Source organism: Mesorhizobium sp. M0598, from assembly GCF_040320865.1.
Lineage (GTDB): Bacteria > Pseudomonadota > Alphaproteobacteria > Rhizobiales > Rhizobiaceae > Mesorhizobium.
The window spans coordinates 1-21,518 of the sequence record NZ_JAMYQL010000050.1 but is presented as its reverse complement, the minus strand read 5'-3'; the positions used below and the strand labels follow the sequence as shown (position 1 = coordinate 21,518).

The 21,518-nt window shown below is 59.4% G+C and carries 24 protein-coding genes; 14 read left to right on the top strand and 10 right to left on the bottom strand.

Going from position 1 to position 21,518, the window contains the following annotated elements:
- Window positions 1-55: 55 nt before the first annotated feature.
- The gene (locus NKI59_RS32310) at window positions 56-628 is read left to right on the top strand and encodes a helix-turn-helix domain-containing protein (RefSeq protein ID WP_352453451.1); all 573 of its coding nucleotides are present in this window, start codon (window positions 56-58) and stop codon (window positions 626-628) included.
- A gap of 111 nt (window positions 629-739) precedes the next feature.
- On the opposite strand, the gene NKI59_RS32305 is transcribed toward NKI59_RS32310, so the two are convergent.
- Genes NKI59_RS32305 through NKI59_RS32290 form a run of 4 tightly spaced genes read right to left on the bottom strand, consistent with a single transcriptional unit; the run spans window position 740 to window position 3,923 of the window.
- A complete protein-coding gene (locus NKI59_RS32305; protein WP_352453450.1) occupies window positions 740-2,056 on the bottom strand; it encodes a sensor histidine kinase in 1,317 nt (438 codons plus the stop codon).
- Window positions 2,053-2,598, bottom strand: a complete 546-nt coding sequence (locus tag NKI59_RS32300; protein ID WP_352453449.1) for a putative pterin-binding protein — start codon at window positions 2,596-2,598, stop codon at window positions 2,053-2,055. Before NKI59_RS32300 ends, NKI59_RS32305 begins: the two co-directional genes overlap by 4 nt.
- Window positions 2,588-3,289: an FkbM family methyltransferase gene (locus tag NKI59_RS32295; RefSeq protein WP_352453448.1), complete on the bottom strand. Its 702-nt coding sequence runs from the start codon at window positions 3,287-3,289 to the stop codon at window positions 2,588-2,590. Before NKI59_RS32295 ends, NKI59_RS32300 begins: the two co-directional genes overlap by 11 nt.
- Before the next feature lie 4 nt (window positions 3,290-3,293).
- Window positions 3,294-3,923 (bottom strand): response regulator, encoded by a 630-nt coding sequence (locus NKI59_RS32290; RefSeq protein WP_352453447.1) that lies wholly within the window; start codon window positions 3,921-3,923, stop codon window positions 3,294-3,296.
- Window positions 3,924-4,056: 133 nt separating this feature from the next.
- Here NKI59_RS32290 and NKI59_RS32285 point away from each other — a divergent pair, with 133 nt between their 5' ends.
- On the top strand, window positions 4,057-4,407 hold the full coding sequence (locus NKI59_RS32285; protein ID WP_352496339.1) for a hypothetical protein: 351 nt from the start codon (window positions 4,057-4,059) through the stop codon (window positions 4,405-4,407).
- On the opposite strand, the gene NKI59_RS32280 is transcribed toward NKI59_RS32285, so the two are convergent.
- From NKI59_RS32280 to NKI59_RS32270, 3 genes are read right to left on the bottom strand one after another with little or no spacing between them, the layout of a single operon-like run.
- Window positions 4,404-4,568: a hypothetical protein gene (locus tag NKI59_RS32280; RefSeq protein WP_352453445.1), complete on the bottom strand. Its 165-nt coding sequence runs from the start codon at window positions 4,566-4,568 to the stop codon at window positions 4,404-4,406. The two genes, NKI59_RS32285 and NKI59_RS32280, sit on opposite strands and share 4 nt — an antisense overlap.
- A complete protein-coding gene (locus NKI59_RS32275; RefSeq protein ID WP_352708578.1) occupies window positions 4,565-5,113 on the bottom strand; it encodes a thermonuclease family protein in 549 nt (182 codons plus the stop codon). The genes NKI59_RS32280 and NKI59_RS32275 overlap by 4 nt, the downstream gene beginning before the upstream one ends.
- Window positions 5,110-5,712, bottom strand: a complete 603-nt coding sequence (locus NKI59_RS32270; protein ID WP_352708577.1) for a hypothetical protein — start codon at window positions 5,710-5,712, stop codon at window positions 5,110-5,112. The genes NKI59_RS32275 and NKI59_RS32270 overlap by 4 nt, the downstream gene beginning before the upstream one ends.
- A gap of 89 nt (window positions 5,713-5,801) precedes the next feature.
- Here NKI59_RS32270 and NKI59_RS32265 point away from each other — a divergent pair, with 89 nt between their 5' ends.
- The 12 genes from NKI59_RS32265 (at window position 5,802) to NKI59_RS32210 (ending at window position 18,818) form a co-directional block, all read left to right on the top strand.
- A complete protein-coding gene (locus NKI59_RS32265) occupies window positions 5,802-6,455 on the top strand; it encodes a lytic transglycosylase domain-containing protein (protein ID WP_352708576.1) in 654 nt (217 codons plus the stop codon).
- Window positions 6,456-6,467: 12 nt separating this feature from the next.
- Window positions 6,468-6,782 carry a TrbC/VirB2 family type IV secretion system protein gene (locus NKI59_RS32260; RefSeq protein ID WP_352708574.1) on the top strand — a complete coding sequence of 105 codons (315 nt, stop codon included), beginning with the start codon at window positions 6,468-6,470 and terminating at the stop codon, window positions 6,780-6,782.
- 3 nt (window positions 6,783-6,785) lie between these two features.
- Window positions 6,786-7,079: a VirB3 family type IV secretion system protein gene (locus NKI59_RS32255; RefSeq protein ID WP_023720449.1), complete on the top strand. Its 294-nt coding sequence runs from the start codon at window positions 6,786-6,788 to the stop codon at window positions 7,077-7,079.
- Window positions 7,076-9,478, top strand: coding sequence for a VirB4 family type IV secretion/conjugal transfer ATPase (locus NKI59_RS32250; protein WP_352708572.1), 2,403 nt, complete (start codon window positions 7,076-7,078; stop codon window positions 9,476-9,478). Before NKI59_RS32255 ends, NKI59_RS32250 begins: the two co-directional genes overlap by 4 nt.
- A 40-nt stretch (window positions 9,479-9,518) precedes the next feature.
- Window positions 9,519-10,619 carry a transglycosylase SLT domain-containing protein gene (locus tag NKI59_RS32245; RefSeq protein ID WP_352708570.1) on the top strand — a complete coding sequence of 367 codons (1,101 nt, stop codon included), beginning with the start codon at window positions 9,519-9,521 and terminating at the stop codon, window positions 10,617-10,619.
- Between the two features lie 9 nt (window positions 10,620-10,628).
- Window positions 10,629-11,363: a type IV secretion system protein gene (locus tag NKI59_RS32240; RefSeq protein WP_023785080.1), complete on the top strand. Its 735-nt coding sequence runs from the start codon at window positions 10,629-10,631 to the stop codon at window positions 11,361-11,363.
- 183 nt (window positions 11,364-11,546) lie between these two features.
- Window positions 11,547-12,590 carry a TrbL/VirB6 family protein gene (locus tag NKI59_RS32235; protein WP_352496344.1) on the top strand — a complete coding sequence of 348 codons (1,044 nt, stop codon included), beginning with the start codon at window positions 11,547-11,549 and terminating at the stop codon, window positions 12,588-12,590.
- Between the two features lie 66 nt (window positions 12,591-12,656).
- Window positions 12,657-13,376 carry a VirB8 family type IV secretion system protein gene (locus tag NKI59_RS32230; protein WP_352453435.1) on the top strand — a complete coding sequence of 240 codons (720 nt, stop codon included), beginning with the start codon at window positions 12,657-12,659 and terminating at the stop codon, window positions 13,374-13,376.
- Window positions 13,373-14,170, top strand: a complete 798-nt coding sequence (locus NKI59_RS32225) for a TrbG/VirB9 family P-type conjugative transfer protein (RefSeq protein ID WP_352453434.1) — start codon at window positions 13,373-13,375, stop codon at window positions 14,168-14,170. Before NKI59_RS32230 ends, NKI59_RS32225 begins: the two co-directional genes overlap by 4 nt.
- The gene (gene virB10 / locus NKI59_RS32220; protein ID WP_352708568.1) at window positions 14,170-15,633 is read left to right on the top strand and encodes a type IV secretion system protein VirB10; all 1,464 of its coding nucleotides are present in this window, start codon (window positions 14,170-14,172) and stop codon (window positions 15,631-15,633) included. Before NKI59_RS32225 ends, virB10 begins: the two co-directional genes overlap by 1 nt.
- Window positions 15,630-16,655 (top strand): P-type DNA transfer ATPase VirB11, encoded by a 1,026-nt coding sequence (virB11, locus tag NKI59_RS32215; protein ID WP_502898891.1) that lies wholly within the window; start codon window positions 15,630-15,632, stop codon window positions 16,653-16,655. The genes virB10 and virB11 overlap by 4 nt, the downstream gene beginning before the upstream one ends.
- A gap of 12 nt (window positions 16,656-16,667) precedes the next feature.
- The gene (locus tag NKI59_RS32210) at window positions 16,668-18,818 is read left to right on the top strand and encodes a type IV secretory system conjugative DNA transfer family protein (RefSeq protein WP_352708565.1); all 2,151 of its coding nucleotides are present in this window, start codon (window positions 16,668-16,670) and stop codon (window positions 18,816-18,818) included.
- 105 nt (window positions 18,819-18,923) lie between these two features.
- Here the strand turns inward: NKI59_RS32210 and NKI59_RS32205 are convergent, their stop codons facing one another.
- The 3 genes from NKI59_RS32205 to NKI59_RS32195 form a co-directional block, all read right to left on the bottom strand.
- Window positions 18,924-19,172, bottom strand: a complete 249-nt coding sequence (locus tag NKI59_RS32205; RefSeq protein ID WP_352453430.1) for a DUF982 domain-containing protein — start codon at window positions 19,170-19,172, stop codon at window positions 18,924-18,926.
- Window positions 19,173-19,212: 40 nt separating this feature from the next.
- On the bottom strand, window positions 19,213-20,865 hold the full coding sequence (locus NKI59_RS32200; protein ID WP_031195547.1) for an MFS transporter: 1,653 nt from the start codon (window positions 20,863-20,865) through the stop codon (window positions 19,213-19,215).
- 516 nt (window positions 20,866-21,381) lie between these two features.
- Window positions 21,382-21,518, bottom strand: a 137-nt coding sequence (locus tag NKI59_RS32195; RefSeq protein WP_352708584.1) for a transposase, incomplete at its 5' end; no start/stop codon positions are given.

The following is a 21,518-nucleotide window of genomic DNA, read 5'->3' as shown; positions in this document are numbered from 1 at the left end:
CATCCGCGCGAAAAAGGACAGATCGAGAAGGCAGGTTGTGCGACTACATCGATTTATGAAACGAGACGACGCGGGCCTGGTCAACAACCCGTTGCGCGCCAACATTGCTCTGGCGCTCGAGCGGGAGAGAGCCAGACGTGGCCTATCCCACATGCACATGGCCGAGCTGTTTCGGACCGCCGAGGGCGAAAAACTGGCGTATCGAACCTACATCCAGACCGTGCGACAGAAAAACAATGTCACCCTGACCACGTTGCAAATCATGGCAAGCGGCTTGCATGTGTCAGTTGCAGACCTGCTCGCGGGCGGAAAAAAACTTACCCAATGGGCGCATCAGTTGGACGAAAATGCGATCCGCAAGCGTCTGGCGCACATCATCGACATTGAGCGAAAACGACGCACTTTGCTCCGCTATGAGATGGCCGAGCTCATCGGCGTGGCGGAGGCGACATTCATGAAATTGGAACGCGCAAGCGGCAATATCAGCGTCGACACGATTGCCGCGATCGCCAAGGCGTTGAAACTTGATCCAGCGACCTTCCTCTTTTCCGATAAGGTCCCGCCGTCAGCTGATCCACCTGTTTCTGACGCACCCGGAGGCGTAGGTTCTCATTTCAGAGTGCCGTGAACTTCCAGCGTCATCATCCGTCTAAGCTGCGCTAGACAGAATGCCTGGCAGGTTTTCGCCGTAATAGCGCATACCGGTGCAATTCAGGTGAAAATGGAGCAGAGCTGACAATTAGGCGCGCCACGTGTGTACCTTTTTTCGCCCGCGCCTGAGGAACGACTGCCATGACGTGGCGGCAGTCGAATGCACCGGAATCCTGATCTCTACGGTTGTGCCGGCACCGGGAGCGCTGTTGATGATGAGCCTTCCTTTCAGCGTCGAGACCATCTGGGAACATGCGGTCAGTCCAAGGCCAGTATGATTTCCAGCTCGCGTTGAAAAGAAAGGTGTAGTTGCCTTCACAACGATTGCAGGCGACATGCCTGCGCCGTTGTCCGCCACATCTAGTACGAGGTAATTGCGCAGGAGGAAGGGACGTCGCTTGACTGTCGCGGAGATGAGAATTGGGGCGTCTCTGGTGCCGGATAGAGCGGCAAGAGCGTTTTCTATCAGCTCATTAACGACCAACCGTAACGGCGTCGCCGGAACAGGTTGCAGACGTGCTTTAGGATCGACCAAAACTTGCACCAAACTGCTGCGATCGTGCGCGAGATCCTCGAGGAGTGGGCCGAGCGCCACGGTGCTGGAATCCTGTGGCGCATAGGCGATCTGAAGGACACTGTTGGTGATCGATTCCAGTTCAGTAGCAGCACTGCGCGCAGCCTCAAGCATTTCGCCGCTCGGTTGCTTGTCTGGTTGTGCGTGCTCAAGGAACAGCCTCAAGGCTGTAACCCGCGATCGGGTCATATGCGCAAAGAGCGAAGCGAACGAGCGCATATGCTGGTCACGGCGATTGGCCAAAGCATAGCGCTGATGGATAACGAGATAAAAGGTGGCACCCAGGCCAAGTGCGATGGCAAAGGTGAACCAGTTGCGCGAGGCCGCAATGTCGATGCTGGCGGTCTGCTGCAAGGTGGCACTGTGATCAACGGTAGAGCTGGAAATCTCGTAAATTGACTGTTCCAGCTTGGCCATGTCGGCAATGGCTTGGGTGTAGTTTGTACGCGCTGACACAAGAGGGGCAATTTTCTGTTCGAGGGTTAGGCCAATTCGGCCCAGGAGTTCGGCATCGTGGTCGGGAAAAAAGCGGTTCAGATAGGGCAGGTTTTCCAACTGCGCGACGTTGACGTTCACCAACGCCATTTGTCGATCGATGTCCGCATCAAGCTTGCCCGTCTCGTCGGCAATGCGAAGATAGCCATAGACTCGTATAAGGCGCTCGCGAATCTGTGCCGCGCGCCACTGAATCTCGAAAGTCTGATTGAGGATGGCATCCGTCTCCTGACGGTAGCGGTTCGATTGCATGAATGTCCACGCACTCAGCCCAAGCGCTGCAGCCATACCGAGATACGGCAGAACAGTGAGCAAACGGCCGTTTAAGAACTTCATTGCGTGGCGCGCAGGATAACTGGGAAAAACACCCAGATCGAGTTTCTTGCGGGAACATATGAAACAGGCAATTGGTCGAAGGGCCAAACAATGAAGATGGGGCCTTTCTCTACCATGCTGATCGGGCGGAAATCCTGGCCCGGCGGGCAATGCGAGCCGGCCTTGTCACTCTCGTTGCAACGACGTTCGATCGCCAGGATCGGATTATAAGACCGGATTTCGTCCATATGAATGTCGGAAACGAAGTTGTCATAGGCGACAACTTTGACCTCCTGCACGGCGGTGACTCCGGCCTTGGCAAGCACATTTGCAAGCAGCGGCCCACGATATTCGATTTTCTCGTTGTCGCTCGTCCAAGGCGTACGCGTGTCATAGGTCTGTTGTGGAAAGTCTGCCCGCAGCTGCTTTACTGAAAAAACGGCGACAGTCTTGCCGCTGGCGTCTTGAACCGACACTTCGTTGGGATCGAGCGGAATTTCCTCGGCGGCGCTGGCGAGCGGAAGGGCCACGGCAAATATAACAGCGAGAGCATTACGCAACATCTTCCACATCCTCGTATTCGCGGGGTCCATCGTTCTTGGCGAAGAGCACGCAAGGTCCTCGGGAGCCCCGCGGATCGTAGGCAAATCCCTTTTCTGCCAGTGCAAGCGTGATGTCTCGGATGCCGTCAAGGCCATAGAGATGGTCGTGCAGCTCAAGAAAGATGCGCTCGACCCCGGGCAGCTCGGCATCCTGCAGAAGTTCTTTCTCAGCACCTTCAATGTCCATGACGAGGGCGTTTATTCGATGATCGGTGATGAAACGATCGACGTCGGCCGAGACGATCGAAAGTTCGCGCTCGTAGGGTCCTTGGTCTTTGTCCGTGGAAGACATCCAAAGGTCGCGGCGAACGTAGAAGGTGAAGGACCGCGGCGGGCCGGCTGTGAGGATACCCTGGGAATATGTGACATTGTCGAGATCGTTCGCCGCTATCACGCGTTTCGCTAGCTCCGCCGTTGCGGGATTTGCTTCAAAAGCCCATACCTGAACGCCGGGGATTTTCGCGATCAGTGCGGTGATGATGCCGATACCCGACCCTAGCTCCAGTACGCGATCGCGCGCCTTGACCGCCCTGAAGATCCACTTCGCCTCCTTAGCCTCATAGCTCTGGCTTTGAAGCGCTCGCCAGATAACCGGCGAAACATCCTGTGGTGCGACAGGAACCTTGATTCCATGGACGATCATGGGCGCCATTGGCTCACAGCCCCCGCGGGAGCCGATGGCCTTGCCGCATGAGCTTGGCGCGAGCCTGCTTGTAGTATTTCTCGGCCGAGCCGGGCTCAATGGCAAGGCGATCGGCCATGAGAGAAAAGATCTCCGTGCGTTTCACGCCGGGTGCACGGTGCGCCATCATGTCGATGGCCTCCTGCTCGCGCGGTGTAAGGGCTGAAAATCGGTAATCGGGTTTGGTCATGACAACCCGCGAAAGGCGCAAGGAGAACCCCTTGGTGGAAATATCGTCCAGCACGTCGCTGAACACGCCGGGCGCAAGACCGGTCTTGCCGAGATAAGCGGCAGCGCCAATTTGCCGAAAGCCATCTGCCTCGCAACGGTTATCGGAACCGGTGATGACAATATGAATTGCACTGGGTGAAGCCTCGATGATCTTGTCAACGACTGCGACGCGATCCCCCTGTGAGGTGGGATCAAAGCCAGGCAAGCCAGGATCGATGACGACCAGATCAAAATAATTGTTTTGAAGCTCGGCAGTGGCGATCGTCAGCGTCTCAGCACCCAGGACGACGCATTTTTCGAAGCTCGCTTGCACTTCGTTCATCAGTGCCAGACGCATTAGTGTCTGGTCTTCGACCACCAGGGCACGAAACATCGGAAGCCAGTTCCTTTACGCAGGCGCCCCCCGCCCCTATCTCGCAGAATTCGTCGCTTCAAAAAAGGGATGGTGTCGCCCCTTTTTCCTCATTTCGAGAGGTACCAGTATGTAACCGAAGAACGCCAGGGCGATGACGATGCCTCTTCAACAGGTCTGCAGCGATGGAAAGATGGCAGCGGCTGAAGGCGTCGCGAAACTGATTGCGGAACATCGTCAAAGCGTCGCCACGCTTGAACTTATCGGCAAGCGATGGATGGGGGCCGAAGGGCCGGACGCGATCGTGCTGGGTGAGAGACTGGACGCGGCCATGGCGGAGGAGGCCGCTGTGCGAAGGCGTGCTGCCACTGCTCCAGTAGCCACTATCGCGGAAATGAAAATGAAGGCTGCTTACTTCCAACGGCTGACGGCTCATGGCTGGTGCGAGATTGATGTCGACGATTGGCGCGCGTTGCTCGGTTCCTTCACGAAACTGCAGCCCTAAGAAAAGATCGTCGAAATCCATGAGACCACGGTATTCCAGGCCGCATAGAGTCCTGCCGGCACCAATATGATCGCGATGAATGCAGCGGCTCCACCAATAGCACCGTCACCGCGTCCTTCGACGGGATAATAATATCTGTGCGCTTCATCGTCATGCTTCATTGTTGTCTCTTCGATACTTGGCTCAGCAGCAGTTGCACAGGATGCTCAAACGTCGTGCCCCACAAACCCGCACGTTTCATCTTAGCGTTGATTTCCGCGACGAGGTAGTTCTCATTGACGGCTTTGCCCTTTGCTGTCGTTGCCGCAAACGCGTATCCGGTCGCTATGAGCGCTGTGCCGACGTCGATTGTTTCGCCATTCAGCTGCGCACCGCACACGACAAAAACCGCCTTGTCCAGGGCGTAGCCGATTGGCTGGCATGTAACCGCCGCGCTATCGAACAGCGCAGCAAGGTGCGCAAGCGAGGTGTTCCCGCAGTCGATTTTGTTCCCATTTGGCTCTTCGGCTGACGTGCCTCGAAGACATGACTGGACGCCATAGAGGCGGAAAAGGTGGTCTCCGTCACGCCAGGTATCTCCGGTCAGCAGTTGAGCCGATTTCGATACGGCGAAGGGCGCGGGTTCGACAGACGCGGGGGCATCCTGCGCCTGCGCCGATGCGCATACCGAGAATGCGGCTAGCAGTGCAAAGCTCGCCTGTTTCATTCCTGGAACTGACCACCGAGGTCGGCCGAATGCTCTAGATCGGGGCGCAGCGACTCGCCGTCCTTGTTGCGTCCGATCGCCGCCATGTCGAAAAAAACCATTTCGTCATCGTCGTAGGCGACGTTGTACGGGTCGTTTGCGTTGCCCGCACCCACGAGAGAGAAACACGACACGGCGTCGGGTTCACCCTTCGTGCTTTGCAGCACAAGCGTTTTGCAAAGCACGACAGATGCGCGATCGTTGTAGATTGCCTCTTCATAGTCCTGCGCGGCCTTCGTGCAGTCCCATTGCTGCGTCTTGTACGTGATCTTCGGTTTGGGGCAGGCCGCAAGGCCGCGCAGCCGGTACGTCACGCCGTTTATGACGCGCTCGGTCGCCGACGGCACTTTAACCGGCGAGATGAGGGCGGCCGCATCGCGCTGAAAAAGCGCGCCTTTTGCATCGTAGCGCTCATAGATGAACACCTTCTCGCCCGGCTTCGCAAACTGGAGCAAGTAATGCTCCGACGGCTGCGCGAAGGCACTCGGGGCGTCGGCGCCGGCAGCATAAGCCGCGGTGCCCTGGAGCAGCAAAACCGTGCAAAGGGCCGTCTGGTTCATCGAAATCCGTCCTTGGAGTGCATATCGCGTGTTGACACTTTACTAGGGCTGCGTGTAGCCATAGTAAAGTGTTAAATTTTGGCGACAGTATGAACACTCGATTCGCTCTTGTGCTCGCGCTGTGCGGCGCCACGATGCCGCTCAATGTGCACGGCCAGGACCTGGCATCAGACCGCGTCGCAGTTGCATTTGCAACGCCGGCAAAAGCCATTGCCGCAGCCGAGGCGAATAGGCCGGGGGCGTGTAAGACCGGAAATCAGGCTGACGTCTCCCGACTTGTGCGTTCAATCGCGCAAGACGAAGGGTTCGACACCGATCTGGCGGAGGCGATTGCATGGGCCGAAAGCGATCTCGGCGCCAGTCAGGGTCCGTCGAAGGCGGGGGCCTTGGGGATCATGCAACTGATGCCAGGCACGGCGGCCGATCTCGGCGTGAGCGACCGTTGCGATACAGAGGCAAATGTCCGGGCTGGCCTTCGCTATCTCAAATCACTCTATGGAGAGTTCGGGGATCCGCTGCTGATGCTGGCGGCATACAACGCCGGGCCCAACAGCGTCTACAAGGCGCAGGGCATTCCGGTGAATCCGGAGACGGCGGAATACATCGTGAAAATACTGAACCGCTGGAAGTTCGGCGGTGTCGTGAAGAAGTCTGCCCTGGCCATATCCGAAACGCTCGCGGCCGCACCGCCAGCAAGCGAGGACGCTTGGCAGGATGGTCATGTCATGGATTTCGGCAACTGAAAGGAGCCAAGGGTGGAATACAGGAAAGCGGGCAAATTTGCGCTGAAACTGGTCTTGGCCTTGGCGGTCGGAATAGCTCTCGCGCCAGCCACTGCGTACGCCCAGTCGGCGGCGCCAGTCGAAAATGTGCTCCAATGGTTCGTCGGAGTTCTGCAGGGCGACATAGCGCGTTCATTCGCCATCATCGCCGTCTGTTTTCTCGGCTTCCTCGCCATGACGGGCCGACTGGCTTGGATGATGGCTTTCTCCATCATCATCGGCATCGCTTTGATCTTCGGCGCCGCCCAGCTTGTTGATGCGGTTCGCGCGACCGCTGGAGGCAGCTGAGACATGGACGACGAGGAGGTCTATGTCGAGCCGGTCAGCCTGCCACTGACACGTCCCCCGATGAAATGGGGGGTGCGCTATGAGGTTTTCGCGCTGAACGGCATCCTGGCGGTGATCGGCTTCATTGCCACGAGCAGCTTCATGCTCGGTCTTGGCGTGTTCGGCGTGGTGCATCTGGTGAGTGCATATCTGTGCCAGCGTGACCCCTACATGTTTCATATTTTCGAGCGGCGCGTCTCCAAACGCGGAGCGGTGGCGAACCTTACTTTCTGGGGTGCGAGGAGCTATTCGCCATGAGCCTCGATGCCGACCTCAAATTTGGCCGTGAGCGCCGCCGCGAAAAGCCCGCGGCGATGCACATCCCCTACCTTCGCCATGTCGATGACAATCTGATCGTGACGAAGAGCGGCTTTCTGGTCGGCGCCATCCAACTCAGTGGCCTGCCGTTCCAGACGATGGACCAGGCCGAGTTGAACAGCCGCATGTTCAACCGCAACACGACGTTCCGCAATCTCTCGACCTCTCGCTTTGCGGTCTACACGACGATCATCCGCCGCCACGTGACGCCGGACATCGAAGGCGACTTTGACAATCCTTTCGTGGCCGAGCTCGACGCCCGCTACATGGATGAACTTGGGGCGAAAAACCTTTTCGTCAACGAAGCGTATCTGGCAGTCATACGCCGACCGATGGTCGGCCGCGTCGGCTGGGTGGACAAGGCGCTCAATGCGTTCCGCATCAGCACCGCGGGCGAGGAAACCCGCGAAGAGGCGATGGCTGAACTGCATGACGTTCTCGACGGCGTCGTCAAGGATTTCACGGCTTATGGTGCGCGTCTTCTCGGGGTCGTGAAGCGCCGCAACGGCTTCTTTTCCGAGCCTGCGGAATTTTTGGCGAAGATCCTCGCCGGCGGCATCGACGTGGAAATGCCTTTGCCGCGCATGAGCCTTGGCGATGTGCTGGCGACACGACAGCTGTTTTTCGGCAAATCCGCGCTGGAACTTCGCGGGCCGGACGCAGGCAAGCTCGGCGCCATGGTGTCGATCAAGGAATACCCACCGTTCACAGCTCCGGGCTCATTGGACGGTCTCCTGCGCCTGCCACATGAATTTGTCCTGACGCAGAGTTTCGCGATCGAGGACCGTGTAACGGCGATGCGCAGGATCAACACCATCGCCAACCAGGTCGAGGGTTCAGACGAGGCGGGCACGACGGTCGAGGACTCCGTCCACGACGGCGCCGACAAGCTGGCCGGCGGCGAAGTGGTCTTCGGACAACATCACATGAGCGTCATGGCCTTGGCGCCGGACATGACCGGGCTCAACCGTGCGCTATCCGACATCACGGCCGAGCTTTCGCGCATGTCGATCGTGCCGGTTCGCGAGACACTGAACACGGAACTGGCCTTCTGGGCGCAATTGCCGGGAAATTTCAGCTACATCGCGCGACGTGCGTTGATCTCGTCGCTTAACTTCGCCGGCCTTTTCTCCGGACACAATTTCCCGTCCGGCCAACGTGAGCGGCTGCACTGGAAACGGCCCATCGCTTTGCTCGAAACGACCAGCCAGACGGCATACTATTTCAATTTCCACGTTCACGATGTCGGGCACTTCACGGTGTTCGGCCCGACCGGATCGGGCAAGACCGTGGTGCTGTCGTTCCTGATGGCGCAGGCCATGCGCATCATGCCGCGGCCGCGATGTGTTTATTTTGACTATATGCGCGGTGCTGAAATTTTCGTTCGGGCGCTCGGCGGCCGCTACGAGGTGATGGAGCCTTCTCAGCCGACCGGGTTCGCGCCATTGCAGCTCGAGGACACGGCAGAAAACCGGTCCTTCCTGGAAGATTTGCTCATCTACATTCTGACGCCGGAAGGCGGCGCGCTTGACGTGGCGGAGATGCGCGTCATCAACGCCGCCGTCGACATGATCTACAAGATCCCGCGCGAACAGCGGACATTCGACCTGCTGCCTGAGGTGCTGCGCGGTTCGCTGATGCCTGGCATGAATGATCTGGCCGCGCGGATACAGCCCTGGCTCGACCCGAAGGACAAGGGCTGGCTTTTCAACAATCCCGTCGATCTCATCGATTTCTCGAAACCGGTGGTCGGGTTCGACATGACCAAGATCCTGGGCGACAGAAAGCTGCGCTCGGCGGCGTTGCTCTACATCTTCCATCGTCTTGAGGAGGTCATTGACGGCTCGCCGATCATGCTCTTCCTCGATGAAGGCTGGAAGCTGCTGGACGACGAGGTTTTCGCCGCCTTCATCAACGAGACGCTGAAGACCATTCGTCGCCGCAACGGCGTCGTCGGCTTCGGCACGCAGACAGCGGAAGACGTCGTCAATTCCTCCATCTCGTCGTCGCTGATCGAGCAAACGAAGACCAACATTTTCTTCCCCAACCCGAAAGCGAGCAAGGAATCCTACATGGAGCGCTTCTCGCTGACAGCGAAGGAATTCGAGTTCGTGCGCCGCACCGCCAAGGAAACACGGACCTTCCTCGTCAAGCACGACAGCGACTCGATCGTCGCCAAGCTCGATTTGTCGGCGATGCCCGATCTCATCAAGGTCTTGTCCTCAAACGAAGCCAACAGCAAGGAATGCGCACGGCTCCGGGAGACCTTCGGCGACGAGCCGGAGATGTGGCTGCCATACTTCTGCGGATGGGAGAACGCGCATGACGAAGCGGCTTAGCAGCACTTGTCTGGCCGTGGCTCTCGCGACGGCGGAAAGCATGAGCGTGGCTGTCGCTCAGATCGCGGTCATCGACGGGCAGAACCGCGACAAGCGGCAAGAGGACGAGCAGCACAGCACGAAGTCGGATGAAGCGAAGAAGGACGAAACCGACAAGAAGAAAAGCGTCGTCTGCACCTATTCGAACAAATACCGCTCACAGATGTTTCGCCGGTCGCCGGCCGAAGCGTTGCAGCGCGACGCCGGCAACGTGAAGATGATCCGCTATTATGCGCAAAAATACGGCGTGCCCGAAGGCCTGGCGCTGTCCGTCGCCTATCAGGAATCGCGCTTCGACACATGCGCCGGCAGCCACACCGGCGTCAAAGGCGTCATGCAGCTGACCAAGGGCACCGGCAAGTCCATGGGACTGGACCGCGACGTGAACGAGCAGAATGTCGAAGGCGGCGTCAAATATCTCGGAATGGGCGTGAAGCAATGCGGGGCGACGAATTACAGCTGTCTCGCCTCCTTCTACAACGGATCGAACGCAGGGGAGCAGAACCAATGGGCCGGCGGTGTCGGCCGCTGGAACAGCTACTTCAACGACTATGTGTCGAGCGGCAACGCTCCGGCCGCCGCGCCGCCACCATTCTCGATCGTAACGGCCGACGGCGCGGGCGGCGCGGCCCAGGACGCGGCCATGGGCACGGTCAGCAAGGCGGCTGGCAACCTTGATGCAAGCTCATCGCAGATGGGCGCCAACGCCGCTGCAATCGACGCGCTAGCGGGCAACGTTGGCCAGGTGACCGAATACAAGGACGCCTGGGAGCTGAACTCGTCGGCTCGTGGGATCAACGCCGATGTCACCAACCAGTACCTCGCCCAGGCGGGGGATTTCACGGCGTTGCTGGCCCAACTTCTCTCGTTGCAGAACGTTCAGGCATCGCAGTCGTCCAAGCTGGTGCAACGGCCGAAGAGCGGCTCTCCAAACCCGTTCTCTTGTGATCCCGCGGAACTGGAACGGTTGAAGATCGATCGCGGCCGATGGCCACCATGCGCGGTTGAGAACGCGGGAACAAGCTCAGCCGACAGCCGCTCGATGATCATCACCACTGACCCTGCTGGCGCTGCCAGCGTGATCGATTCGCTACAGCAATAGGAGGCTGACATGAAGAAATTCGCGATTGCCGCCAGTCTGGCGCTTTGGGCAAGCACGGCCCACGCACAGATTGCCGTCATTGATGGCGCCAATCTCGATGTCGCCCGCAAGAATGCGGACAACACCAACTCCATCATGGACTCCAACAAGGATATTCTGAAAAAGAGCGAGGAGATCCTGCAGGCTCTCAGCGGCAGTCGTGACGGTTCGCTTGGCATCGGACAAATGGGCCTCGGCGGCAACATGTCGATTGCCCAGGCGCCGTCGTTCGGATCGATCCTGAACGGCGGTGCGCTTTCGTTTGGTGGCCTGTCGCCCGAAATCCAGAAAATCGCCGGCGCGGTCATCAATGGCCTACAACTGGTGAAGCAGCTCCAGCAGATTGCCGGCAAGGAGACCAGCGCCGTCAACACCGCCTATGGCGGCAGCGTCAATGTGGCCTCGCTGCTAAGCGCATTGACCTCGCAGGCTTCGCAGGGCGTTACCCAGCGCCAACAGTCTCTGCAGTCAGCGAGCGGGCAGATCGGGCAGTCGCAGGACGTCAAGGGTTCGGTGGACCAGAACACACGAATGCAGCTGGAAAACGCGCGCGCCGTCAACGAACTGATCGGCGTCCAGAACGGCGCGGTCGCTGCCCTTAATGAGAAGCTGAAGGGAGATCTTCTTCGCCAGAGCCAGGTGCAGAAGATGATGACACCGCGCACCGTCAATCCGTTCGCGGAATTCGGCAAGAGCGGAGGCTGAGCGCTTGTCGCGGCGAGTCCTGCGCATATGCGTTGTGATTGGGCTCGGCGCAGGGCTTTTTGGATGCGCAAATCGCGAACTGAAAGCGCCGTGCGGGGCTTTGTCGTATACCCACGCCGACGAATGCGGCGCGCTGAAGCCGGTCAATTCAACGCCGTTCGCAAGCATCATTGACGAGGATCCATGAACGGTCTCGCCGCAAGCATCCTTGGTGGCATTGACAACATCGGCGAGGACTTCGTTCGCACCGTCTATATGCAGTTGGGCAATGCGATGGGCAACGTCTTCACCCTGATGCTGACCCTCTATATCGCGTGGTGGGGCTATTCGATCCTGAGCGGGCGAGAGTCGATTTCGCCAATCGAAGCGGCCTATCGCCTGGGCCGCGCCGTCATCATCTATCTGCTGCTGACCGGATGGGGCACGTTTTCCGCGACGATATACCAGCTTGTTCAAACCATTCCAGATGAGGTCGGTAAGGTAATCGTCGGCGCCGTGTCGCGGGCCACCGGCAATCAGCTTAGCGACCAGGCAGCAATTCCAGCGCTGATCGACAACCTCTACCAAGGGGCGCAGGACGTAGCCAATCAGGTCTACAGCGGATCCTTCTATGACATTTTTGGCGCGCTCTTGTCGCTGCTCGTCCTGCTGTCTGCCATCATCTTCGCAGCACTCGCCATTGCGGCGATCATCGCCGCCAAGGTGATGTTGTTCATTACGCTGGCCTTGGCGCCGATATGGATCATTCTTTGGCTTTACCGCTGGTCCTCGCGCATGAGCGAAGGCTTCCTTTCGCTGACCACCTTTCTGATGATCCAGCAAATCCTGATTTACGGCTTTCTCGGCTTCTACTTCTCGCTCGTCAACGCGGCGCTGAACACCGCCACGTCCGGCGGAGCGACCATGGACAGCAAAATGTCGCTGGTGCTGCCCTTGGTGCTGGTGACGATCATCGGGATCTACGTTCTCATGCAGATACCGTCGATTGCTTCGATCCTGAATGGCGGCGGATATCTCAGCACCGTGGGCGCATACAACCCGTATAGAAACTTCGGCAGAAACGCTGTGCGCTATTCCGGCGCGCGATGGGCCGCCGGCCGCGCCGCTCGGGGGGCCCGGCAGCTCGCGGCAAACAGTTTTCGATCTTCGCGAGCAGCTAGGGCGGATGCCGCAACCCGGTCCGCCATCCAGCAAGGTGCGCGCGATAACTCCAGGCCTCTGGCCTAGAACACAAGAACGATCACCGATCGCGGCCTGGATCAGGATGTGTCGCGCAAACGAGGCAATGGTAAATTGTCAAATCCAGTAGAAGCAGCTGCTGACCGCAGCAGCGAACTCGTCGACAAGCGCTATTACAGGGCGGGCGCGACTTGGGAAGACGACACGCACAGGTCAATGCGTCGATCGCGTACATTGGCCTGGATCGTCAGCGGCATTTCGGGACTGGTTGCGGTGCTGTCGCTGCTGGCGCTCGTGCTGATCCTGCCACTCCGGCAGTTCGAACCGTACGTTGTCGAGGTCGACAAATCGACGGGCTACCTCGAGATCATGCGCGCGCTGAAGCCTGGAGATTTATCGCAGAACGAGGCCGTCACGGCGGCCAATCTTGTGCGTTACATCAGGGCCCGCGAAACCTACGATTCGCGAGAACTGAAACAGAATTACGACCTGGCACAGCTCTATTCGACCGACGCCGCGTCCAAGGATTTGACATGGCTTTTCACGCCTGCAAATCCGCACTCGCTGGACAAGATTTTTGGCCGCAATGTCACTGTCTCGGTCGAGATCAAGTCAGTTTCCCTGCTCAATCGCAATACAGCCTCGGTGCGCTTTGCCACGACGACGCGGCGGGACAACTCGTCCACCGCCGACAATTGGGTGGCGGTCATAAAATTCCGCTACACCTCAACGCCGCTCAAGAACGAATGGCGTTTCGACAACCCGTTGGGATTTCAGGTTACGGATTACCGCCGCGACCAGGAATCGGCGCCGGCCGCGGGGAGCCTGCAATGAGATGGCGCGTGAGCCTCGCCCTGTCGGCCACCCTTCTGCTCGGCACGATGCACGGCGCGGCCGCACGCGACGGCCGGATTCGGTATGTCACCTTCAACAATGACGATGTGACGTCGGTGCGCGCCGCTCTTGGCATTTCAACGATGGTCGAGCTTAGCCCGACCGAAGTCATCGAAACCGTGTCGGCTGGCGACACGAAAGGCTGGTCGATCATCCCCAAACGCGGATCGCGATTTCTGTTCGTAAAGCCGCTGGAGCGCGATGCGTGGACCAACGTCAACGTGGTCACCAACCGGCGCGTCTATTCCTTGCTGCTGCAGGCAACCGACAATAGCCGTGACCGGGCATCGTTCCAGGTCCGGTTCAAATACCCGGACGAGGATATCAACGCGCGCCTGCTCTCACAGGCCAAAGAGAGCGCCGCCGATCCGGATTTGAAGGACCTGAACTATGCCGATCTCAATTACGACTATGCCTACAAGGGTGACGACAGCTTGAAGCCGCGCACCGTATTCGACGACGGCACCAAGGTGTTTCTGGAGTTCAAGGACGATATTCCGGCGATCTTCGTTGTCGACGACAAGCGCAATGAGTCGCTGGTCAACGTTCGCACGCAGGGCAAATACACAGTCATCGACAAGGTCGCGCAGCAATTCACCTTGCGGGCCGATGGCAAGACGCTCTGCCTCTACAACCGGGCGCGACCCAACGCCATCGATCCCGTCGAGCAAGTCTACGGTCCAACGAAACTGACAGGCGGTTCCACCCTGTTCGGATCCAGCGGAGGGCGGTGATGACCCAGATCGATTATAACCAACTGGACGGCAGCCCGACGCTCGCGCGCCGCGGTGCGGGCGTGGGCACCAGGATCGCCCTGGTCGGCCTCGGCGTAGTGTTGGTAGGCGCGCTGATATGGCTTAACTGGCCCCGGGAGCCGGTATCGCGTGATGTTAGCAGCGATGGCGAGGAAAACTTCAATCCGCCCGAATTCCGCCCGCCGGCGTTGAACGACCCGCCTCAACCTGCCGACGGCACCATCGAGCAGATCGTGGTGCCGCCACCGGCCGCCGACCAGAGCGGCGCGCAACAGGCTGCCAATGTCGATCAGACCGTGCAGGAGGGTGCCGACCTTGACGCGCAGCGGCGCGCGCTGGAGGCGCAAATGGCGGCAGAGGAGGCTCGCCGCAAGGCCGAGGCGGAAGAAGCCCGCCGCAAGGCCGCGGCAGAGGAAGAGGCTCGCCGTAACGCAGAGGCCGCCGAGCGCGAAAAAGCGGTGTGGGAACGCCTGCGCTCGAACCAGATGGTGACGAATGATCAAACCGGCTCGACGGATGCCGGCGCCCAGGCGGCGCAGGTCGAGATCGCGCCCGACGGTCAGATCATTCCGGTCCCCGGCGCCGACAGTGATCCCAACAAGGCATTCCTGGCGCAGTCTGAGGCAAGTTCTTCCGGCATCGTCAAAGCCAGGGTCTTCCGACGCACCGATGCGTTGATCCCTGAAGGCACGATCATTCGCGGCTATTTGGAAACCGCGATCAACACTGACCTTCCCGGCGCGGTGCGCGCTGTTGTGCGTGAGGATGTCTTCTCTCTCGACGGCAGGCGGATCCTCATTCCGAAGGGCTCGCGCCTGACCGGAGAATACCGCTCGGGGCTTGCGCGTGGTCAAAAGCGTGTTTTCATCGTCTGGAGCAGGGTAATCCGCTCGGATGGCATTTCCGTCGACATCAAATCGCCTGGTGCCGACGCGCTCGGCCGCGGCGGCATGGGCGGCCGTGTCGATACGCACTGGGTTGCACGGTACGGCAACGCCATCATGCTTTCCGTCGTTGGCGGAGTCTCTGAATATCTGTCCTCGCTTGGCGATAGCGGGCAAGATGGCCAACAGCGCCAGGTGTCGACAATCGATCCCGTAACAGGTGAGACCACGACCGTAACTTATGGTGGCAATGGCTCGCAGCGCGACGCCCGCAGCATCGCGTTTGATAAGTCATCGACCGCCTTGCAGCAACTCGCGCAAGAGGCGTTTCGCGACACGCAGAACATTGGCCCGACAGTCTACGTCGACCAGGGCACATCGGTCGTCGTGCTGGTGCGGCGAGATCTCGATTTCTCGGACTTGTACGCCGATCCCGTCCAGGAAGAACTGGCGCGCCTGAAGGCAGGTGCGCGGCCGAAGACGGCGATCGATCCGACGCCTCTCTACAGCACGCCCAAGGATCAGTTGTATCCCGGCTATGGGAGCCCAGTGAAATGAACGCCGTGCATCCCCTCCCCGATCCTTGGGCGAGAGCCCCGGTCCTGCGCGCTCATCTGGAACCGATATGGTCCTACTTGAACGAAGATTCCGTTTCCGAGATTGCAATCAACAGGCCGGGTGAATTGTTCATCGAACGCCTCGGCGCCAAGGAAATGGAGCACGTCGTCAAGCGCGAAGTCACGCCCGGCTGGATTAGGCATATCTCGACCGGCGTCGCCTCGGCGACAAATCAGGTCATCAACGAAGAAAAACCGGTCCTGTCGGCCGCCTTACCCTCAGGCGAGCGCATCCAATGCATCTTGCCGCCGGCGGCTCCCGAAGGCGGGGCGATCTCGATCCGCAAGCAGGTCATCATGGATATGAGCCTTGCTGCCTACAAGGATCTTGGCGCATTCGAGAACACTGCGATGGGCAGCGGCCTGGCGCTGTCAACCGAAGAAAAACGACTTGTCGAGATGTTGCACGACACCTCGCCGATGGACTTCCTGCAATATGCAGTGCGCAACCGTGTCTCGATCGTCGTTTCTGGCGGCACGTCGACCGGCAAGACGACGTTCTTGAATGCGCTCTTGAAGGAGATCCCGGCCCATGAGCGGATCATCACGATCGAAGACACCCGCGAACTGAGGCTGCCGGCTCCCAACAACGTCACCTTGATAGCCCCGAAGGGCGACCAGGGGCTTGCCAAAGTCTCCGCCCAACAGCTGCTCGAAGCCTCGCTTCGCATGCGACCCGACCGTCTGCTTTTGGGGGAATTGCGCGGCGCTGAAACCTTCGCATTCCTCCAGGCGATCAACACCGGCCATCCCGGTTCGCTCACGACCGTTCATGCCAATTCCGCCCGGTCCGCCTACGAGCGGCTGGCGCTGATGGTCATGCAGGGCAGCTCGGGCCTCTCACGAGGCGAAATCCTCGACTACCTGCGCGAGGTCATTCCGGTGGTCGTCCAGATGGTCCGCACCGAAGGCGGACGGCGCGGCATCAGCGAGATCAAGTTCACCAAGGCGGAGACGATCTAGCGGGGTCTATCCATGCAGAAAATCGCAACAGCAATTTTCATGATGCTTATGGCGATGGCCTTGGGCGCACTGCTCTTCACGGTCGCCTATGCCGCGACAGATTGGTATCGGACTGGCGCCCACGTCCTGTTCGACCAGCTGAACGCCAATCCCTGGCCGGTCGTTCGTCTGGCCTGGGCGGACACGATGGCGAGGAATTTTGGCCGGGTACAATACGCCGTTGCAGCAGGCGCATTAGGGTTTCTCTTGCCACTGGTCAGCTTGTTTCTCATGCGTCCGAGAAAGCGCAATGACTCTCGCTTCATGACTATGAGCGACGTATCGAAAACCGGGCTGACGAAAGTGGGCGGCGTCTTCGTCGGTCGAGCCGGCGGCAGGCTTGCCGAAATCCTGTCGCCCCGCCGCGACCAGCGCTCTGGCAAGATTCGCCTGATGCAGCGCAGGCTGATCGGCGGCAAGAAATTGTGGATTGATGGCGATGATGTCGGCGGCTTCGTCATAGGGCCGCCGCGCTCCGGTAAAGGCACGTCTCTCATTATACCGAACGCCCTCACCTGGCCGCATTCGCTCGTCGTTCTCGACCTGCGGGGCGAGACCTATATGGCGACGGCAGGCTACCGCTCGACCATAAGCCGCGTTGTACGTTTCGCGCCGGCTGACCCCGACGGCAATACCGCATGTTACAATCCGATGGATTTCATCTCGCTGGATTCGGCGCAGCGCGACATCGACCTTCGCAATATCGCTGCGGCGCTGTTTCCGCGCCCCCCGTCCAACGCAGACCCGTATTGGGTTAACGACGCCCGCCTCCTTTTTACCGGCATAGCGTCCTTCGTCATGGAATCGCCGGCGATCCCGAACGAGAAAAAGACCTTCGTCACAATCCTCGAGATCATGAACGGTGCCGAGCAGCCACTACTGGAGTTCATCGGCTCGCTGCGCGAGGAACGCCGCCGCGAATGCTCGCACTTTACACTACAAACCCTGCTGCCATATTTTGAGATGTCTGAGCGGCAGTTTTCCGGAATCTACGCCGGCGTCCGCACCGGCATGGCCCCCTTTCTCAACGAGCGCCTAATGCGAGCTACGTCGCGCAGCACGTTCGATATTCGCAAGCTCAAGCGCGACCGGATCTCTCTTTATCTCGACGTGCGGCGCGAGCAGATTACGTCGCTTGGACCGTTGTTCAACGTCCTGATTACGCAGATGATGAACTTCATGTCGGAAAGTCTGCCGCAGCCCGGCGAGCATCCGGTACTTGTGCTGCTCGACGAGTTCCAGAACCTCGGCAAGCTCGAGAACGTGACCGAAATGGCGAGCGTGCTCGGCGGCAACGGTGTTTCGATGTGGTTTTTCGTACAGTCGCTGAAGGCTGTAGACGAGATCTATCGCCAGGAGGGGCGCAAGACACTCATCAACGCCGCTCGCGTGCAGATCTTTTTCGGTGCGCAGGACGCTGACGATCTGCGCTACGTTTCCGAGCAACTCGGCGAAACGTCGGACGTGCAAAAGGACGTGACGCGCACCAAGGCAACGTTGTTCGACACTTATTACACGCGCTCGGTCCACCGAAAGGAAGTGCGGCGGCCCCTGATGCGGCCGGATGAAATCCGCACGCTCGACAAGAACAAGGTCATCATTTTGCCGCGTGGCGAACTGCCAATCCTCGGCACGCGCAATTTCTATTTCGCCGACGGCCAGCTCGCCAAACGCGCGTTCATGCCCCTGCCCGCCTATACCGACGCTTCGCGCACGAAAAGCCGTGCGTTGGACTCCTCTGCGGCGGTTCAATCTACTGCGCTCCCAACTATTGTGCCGAAAGCACCGGCGTACCGCTCAGGCCTCTTGCAGACGCGCCTGCGGCGCGGCGCGACATTTGCCGCAAAAGCGGGTCGTATGGCTCTGCCGCAGGGCCGGCGCGCAATCGTAAAAGAACGGCTGAAATCAACAGACGCTGTAGCCGTACCAGTTTATGCAGCCATAGATTTTTCCGCGTTGGCGGCTAAAGCGGTCACGACAAGGATAGCACCCGATAAAGAAGCGGCGGTGGCGGCGATCCTGAACAATGTGCGCTCTCTCCGGGCCCACGCATCCGACAAAGAAGCTTTCGACCGAAATTTGAGCGTCGTCGAAGACACCTTGCCCGATGTAGTCGACGGGTAGGAACTGCTGCGCCCTGCTCGTGTCAGATAGAAGAGCGGCAACGTCATGCCTCAGGCCTTCCGTATCAGCCGCCAGTTGCCGGGCGGTGCCGCTTGAGCACTCCAGTCAATCGCAGCGTAGAATCTTTGCTTCGCGCGCGACCGCGACGAAAGCCCTGCGGGCGGCGGGTGGATGAAGCTCACCTCGTATAACCTTCAGACAGGCGTCCATAGCTGCCCTGTGCTTCTCCGTCTGACGACCAGCAAGATCCCGCAGCAGGATGGAGGCCGCATCATTAACATCGAACACGGTGCGTTCTGTATAGCGGCCAATCTGAATCACAACTGGCCTCTCAAATCTTACCAAGCCGGTCATCTACCCTCACCCTTGAAGCTCTATTAACAACAGCCTGCGATCACCGGCGGAAGAAAAATCGCGTCGGTTGATCCCGCTTGCGGGTTGCCCCGGTCGGCCGCTCAATCGAAAGTTTAGTAAGAGGTGGGTTTCCACCCATGTTCAATTCGAGCAGACGTTGGTCCAATTCCTTGTCCGCCGCTGTGAGGCGATGGTTAAGGCGCAGATAGTCCATCCAGGTCGGCGTGCGGAAGGTTTCTGTCCAAAGCGAGGAATCCTGAAGATCGCGCTGGAGGTTCCAGTGCCTGGCGCCGACACGGCTTTGCACTCGCCGTCGTTCCTGCATCTGATCGAGGAAAGCTTCGACGTTTGCCTCCGGTATTGAGTACTCGATCTTGATGACGATCGGGCCGCTTCTCGGCTTCAGGTCGAGAGCGAGTTGCGGTGTCTCGAAGCCAAAAGGATCCTGATCGGAGTCTTGCCATTGACGGATCGGCAACAGGAACCCGGTGGCCGCGACCATCAGTAGCGCAGCAGCTGAAATCTCCAGGGCTGAGGCAAGCGAATAGTTCTCAGCCACCGTACCCCACAGCCAACTGCCGGCCGCGATACCACCCGACGAAAGGGCATAATAGATCGAGAGCGTGCGACCAACGACCCACCTTGGGCTTGCCAATTGAACGCTTACGTCGAGCCCCGTCCAGGTGACAACCCATCCCGCGCCGCCGAGCGCCAGCGCAATAGCCGCCACTGCCACTGAAGACGTGAGAGCAAGAGATAAACAACACGCCGCGCAAGCAATGCATGCCAGTATTGTCAGTCGCTCCTGGGAGAGCGACCGTCTCAAAACATTGTTGCAGATGCCGACGCACAAGGCGCCGGTCCCGAAGCCAGCCATCAGGATGCCATAAACGATCGGTCCTCCGCCTAATTGATCGCGGGCAACGACAGGCAGGAGCGCGAGTATGGAGATGCTGGTCAGGCCAAAAAGCGCGCCACGCGCGATTGCCGCCTTGATCTCCGCCGATAGCGCCGTGAAGCGCGCTCCGTCATGAATGGCCGTGGTCAATGGCTCGCGCGGGAGGGGGGACGAGCGAACATCCCATTTGCGGCGCCCTATGGTCCACAGCAGCGCTAGATAGGTCAGCGTCGCCACAGCGAAAGCTGTCAAAGGTCCAAAGGAGGCAACGACAATGCCACCAAGCGCCGGACCGACGCTTCGAACAGCGTTATATCCAACCGAGATGAGCGTAACCGCGGCTGGAACTTCGCGTTTTCGTAAGATGTCGCCGACCGACGCGTGCCAAGCGGGATCGGTGAAAGCGGCGCCCGCTCCGGCCAAACAGCTGAATGCAAGAACCATCCATGGATTGAAAATTCCCAAGCCTGCAAGAACCGTCAGCATCGCCGAGGACAGCGCTATCACGGACCAGCCAGCGAACATCAGGTTGCGGCGGCTGAAATTATCAGCCAGGGCTCCGGCGATGATCGACAGGATGAATGTAGGCAACGTCGTCGAAGCCTGCACCAAGGCGACCATCACGTCGGAAGTCGAAATGGTCGCCATCAGCCAACTGATGGCGACAGTTTGAATTAGCCAGCCAAAGCTGGACACCTGCGTAGCAAGCCAGATCGATCGGAAAGTTGCATTCTCGAGCGGCGCAAATGTCGCCGACGAAGCTGGAGTCGCATCTGCGGGCGCCACCCTGCTCATTGGGTTGAGCCCTCCCCTCGGTCTATCGGTCGCGTTTAGAGGTGCCCTCCCGGCGCAGGTGCCCGTGGAGGAATAGCAGCATGAGCGCATTTGCTAGGGATAGCGCAAGACAATTCTACACCGCCGGCGCTCTGGCCGAAGCGATTACTTGGTCTGGAAGAAAAGGCGGATGCAGCCTGACCGCAAATCGGGCATCGCACCGAGTTAGGAATTGCCGCCTTCGGGAAGGAGACCTTCATTCCGCGCGGGAAACGATGCCCATGGAAAGCCTGGGACGACGGCGCCGATTTCTATCAGAGAGCTGGCCCGCAGCGGATTCAACGAAGCCGGGCCACACCTACCTAGCCGCCTTGATGCACGGCGATAAGCTTTTGACGGCCTGAAGCGACGTTGTGGTCGCCGTTGCGGTGCTTTTCCACGCGCCTCGTCAGGCGCCGGGATTGCTCCGTCGTGATGGCAGGCGGGGGTTTGCAGGTTGCGGTCGACGGGTTCGTTTCGGGGCGTCTGCCCCCATCGTTATGTCGCGAGTTGGGGGATGCGATCGAGGACCATGCGCAGGATGCGCTGGTCGGGGCACGATGTCGGCAGGTGCAGGCGGATTTGCGATTTCATCTCGACCACCCGCGCAGCGATTTTGATGAGGCGCAATCGCA

Excerpts from the sequence above, each read along its gene's own strand:
- NKI59_RS32310 (WP_352453451.1), top strand. The coding sequence starts at position 56 with ATGAAACGAGACGACGCGGGCCTGGTCAACAACCCGTTGCGCGCCAAC.
- NKI59_RS32305 (WP_352453450.1), bottom strand. The coding sequence starts at position 2,056 with ATGAAGTTCTTAAACGGCCGTTTGCTCACTGTTCTGCCGTATCTCGGT.
- NKI59_RS32300 (WP_352453449.1), bottom strand. The coding sequence starts at position 2,598 with ATGTTGCGTAATGCTCTCGCTGTTATATTTGCCGTGGCCCTTCCGCTC.
- NKI59_RS32295 (WP_352453448.1), bottom strand. The coding sequence starts at position 3,289 with ATGGCGCCCATGATCGTCCATGGAATCAAGGTTCCTGTCGCACCACAG.
- NKI59_RS32290 (WP_352453447.1), bottom strand. The coding sequence starts at position 3,923 with ATGTTTCGTGCCCTGGTGGTCGAAGACCAGACACTAATGCGTCTGGCA.
- NKI59_RS32285 (WP_352496339.1), top strand. The coding sequence starts at position 4,057 with ATGACGATGCCTCTTCAACAGGTCTGCAGCGATGGAAAGATGGCAGCG.
- NKI59_RS32280 (WP_352453445.1), bottom strand. The coding sequence starts at position 4,568 with ATGAAGCATGACGATGAAGCGCACAGATATTATTATCCCGTCGAAGGA.
- NKI59_RS32275 (WP_352708578.1), bottom strand. The coding sequence starts at position 5,113 with ATGAAACAGGCGAGCTTTGCACTGCTAGCCGCATTCTCGGTATGCGCA.
- NKI59_RS32270 (WP_352708577.1), bottom strand. The coding sequence starts at position 5,712 with ATGAACCAGACGGCCCTTTGCACGGTTTTGCTGCTCCAGGGCACCGCG.
- NKI59_RS32265 (WP_352708576.1), top strand. The coding sequence starts at position 5,802 with ATGAACACTCGATTCGCTCTTGTGCTCGCGCTGTGCGGCGCCACGATG.
- NKI59_RS32255 (WP_023720449.1), top strand. The coding sequence starts at position 6,786 with ATGGACGACGAGGAGGTCTATGTCGAGCCGGTCAGCCTGCCACTGACA.
- NKI59_RS32250 (WP_352708572.1), top strand. The coding sequence starts at position 7,076 with ATGAGCCTCGATGCCGACCTCAAATTTGGCCGTGAGCGCCGCCGCGAA.
- NKI59_RS32245 (WP_352708570.1), top strand. The coding sequence starts at position 9,519 with ATGAGCGTGGCTGTCGCTCAGATCGCGGTCATCGACGGGCAGAACCGC.
- NKI59_RS32240 (WP_023785080.1), top strand. The coding sequence starts at position 10,629 with ATGAAGAAATTCGCGATTGCCGCCAGTCTGGCGCTTTGGGCAAGCACG.
- NKI59_RS32235 (WP_352496344.1), top strand. The coding sequence starts at position 11,547 with ATGAACGGTCTCGCCGCAAGCATCCTTGGTGGCATTGACAACATCGGC.
- NKI59_RS32225 (WP_352453434.1), top strand. The coding sequence starts at position 13,373 with ATGAGATGGCGCGTGAGCCTCGCCCTGTCGGCCACCCTTCTGCTCGGC.
- virB10 (WP_352708568.1), top strand. The coding sequence starts at position 14,170 with ATGACCCAGATCGATTATAACCAACTGGACGGCAGCCCGACGCTCGCG.
- virB11 (WP_502898891.1), top strand. The coding sequence starts at position 15,630 with ATGAACGCCGTGCATCCCCTCCCCGATCCTTGGGCGAGAGCCCCGGTC.
- NKI59_RS32210 (WP_352708565.1), top strand. The coding sequence starts at position 16,668 with ATGCAGAAAATCGCAACAGCAATTTTCATGATGCTTATGGCGATGGCC.
- NKI59_RS32205 (WP_352453430.1), bottom strand. The coding sequence starts at position 19,172 with ATGACCGGCTTGGTAAGATTTGAGAGGCCAGTTGTGATTCAGATTGGC.
- NKI59_RS32200 (WP_031195547.1), bottom strand. The coding sequence starts at position 20,865 with ATGAGCAGGGTGGCGCCCGCAGATGCGACTCCAGCTTCGTCGGCGACA.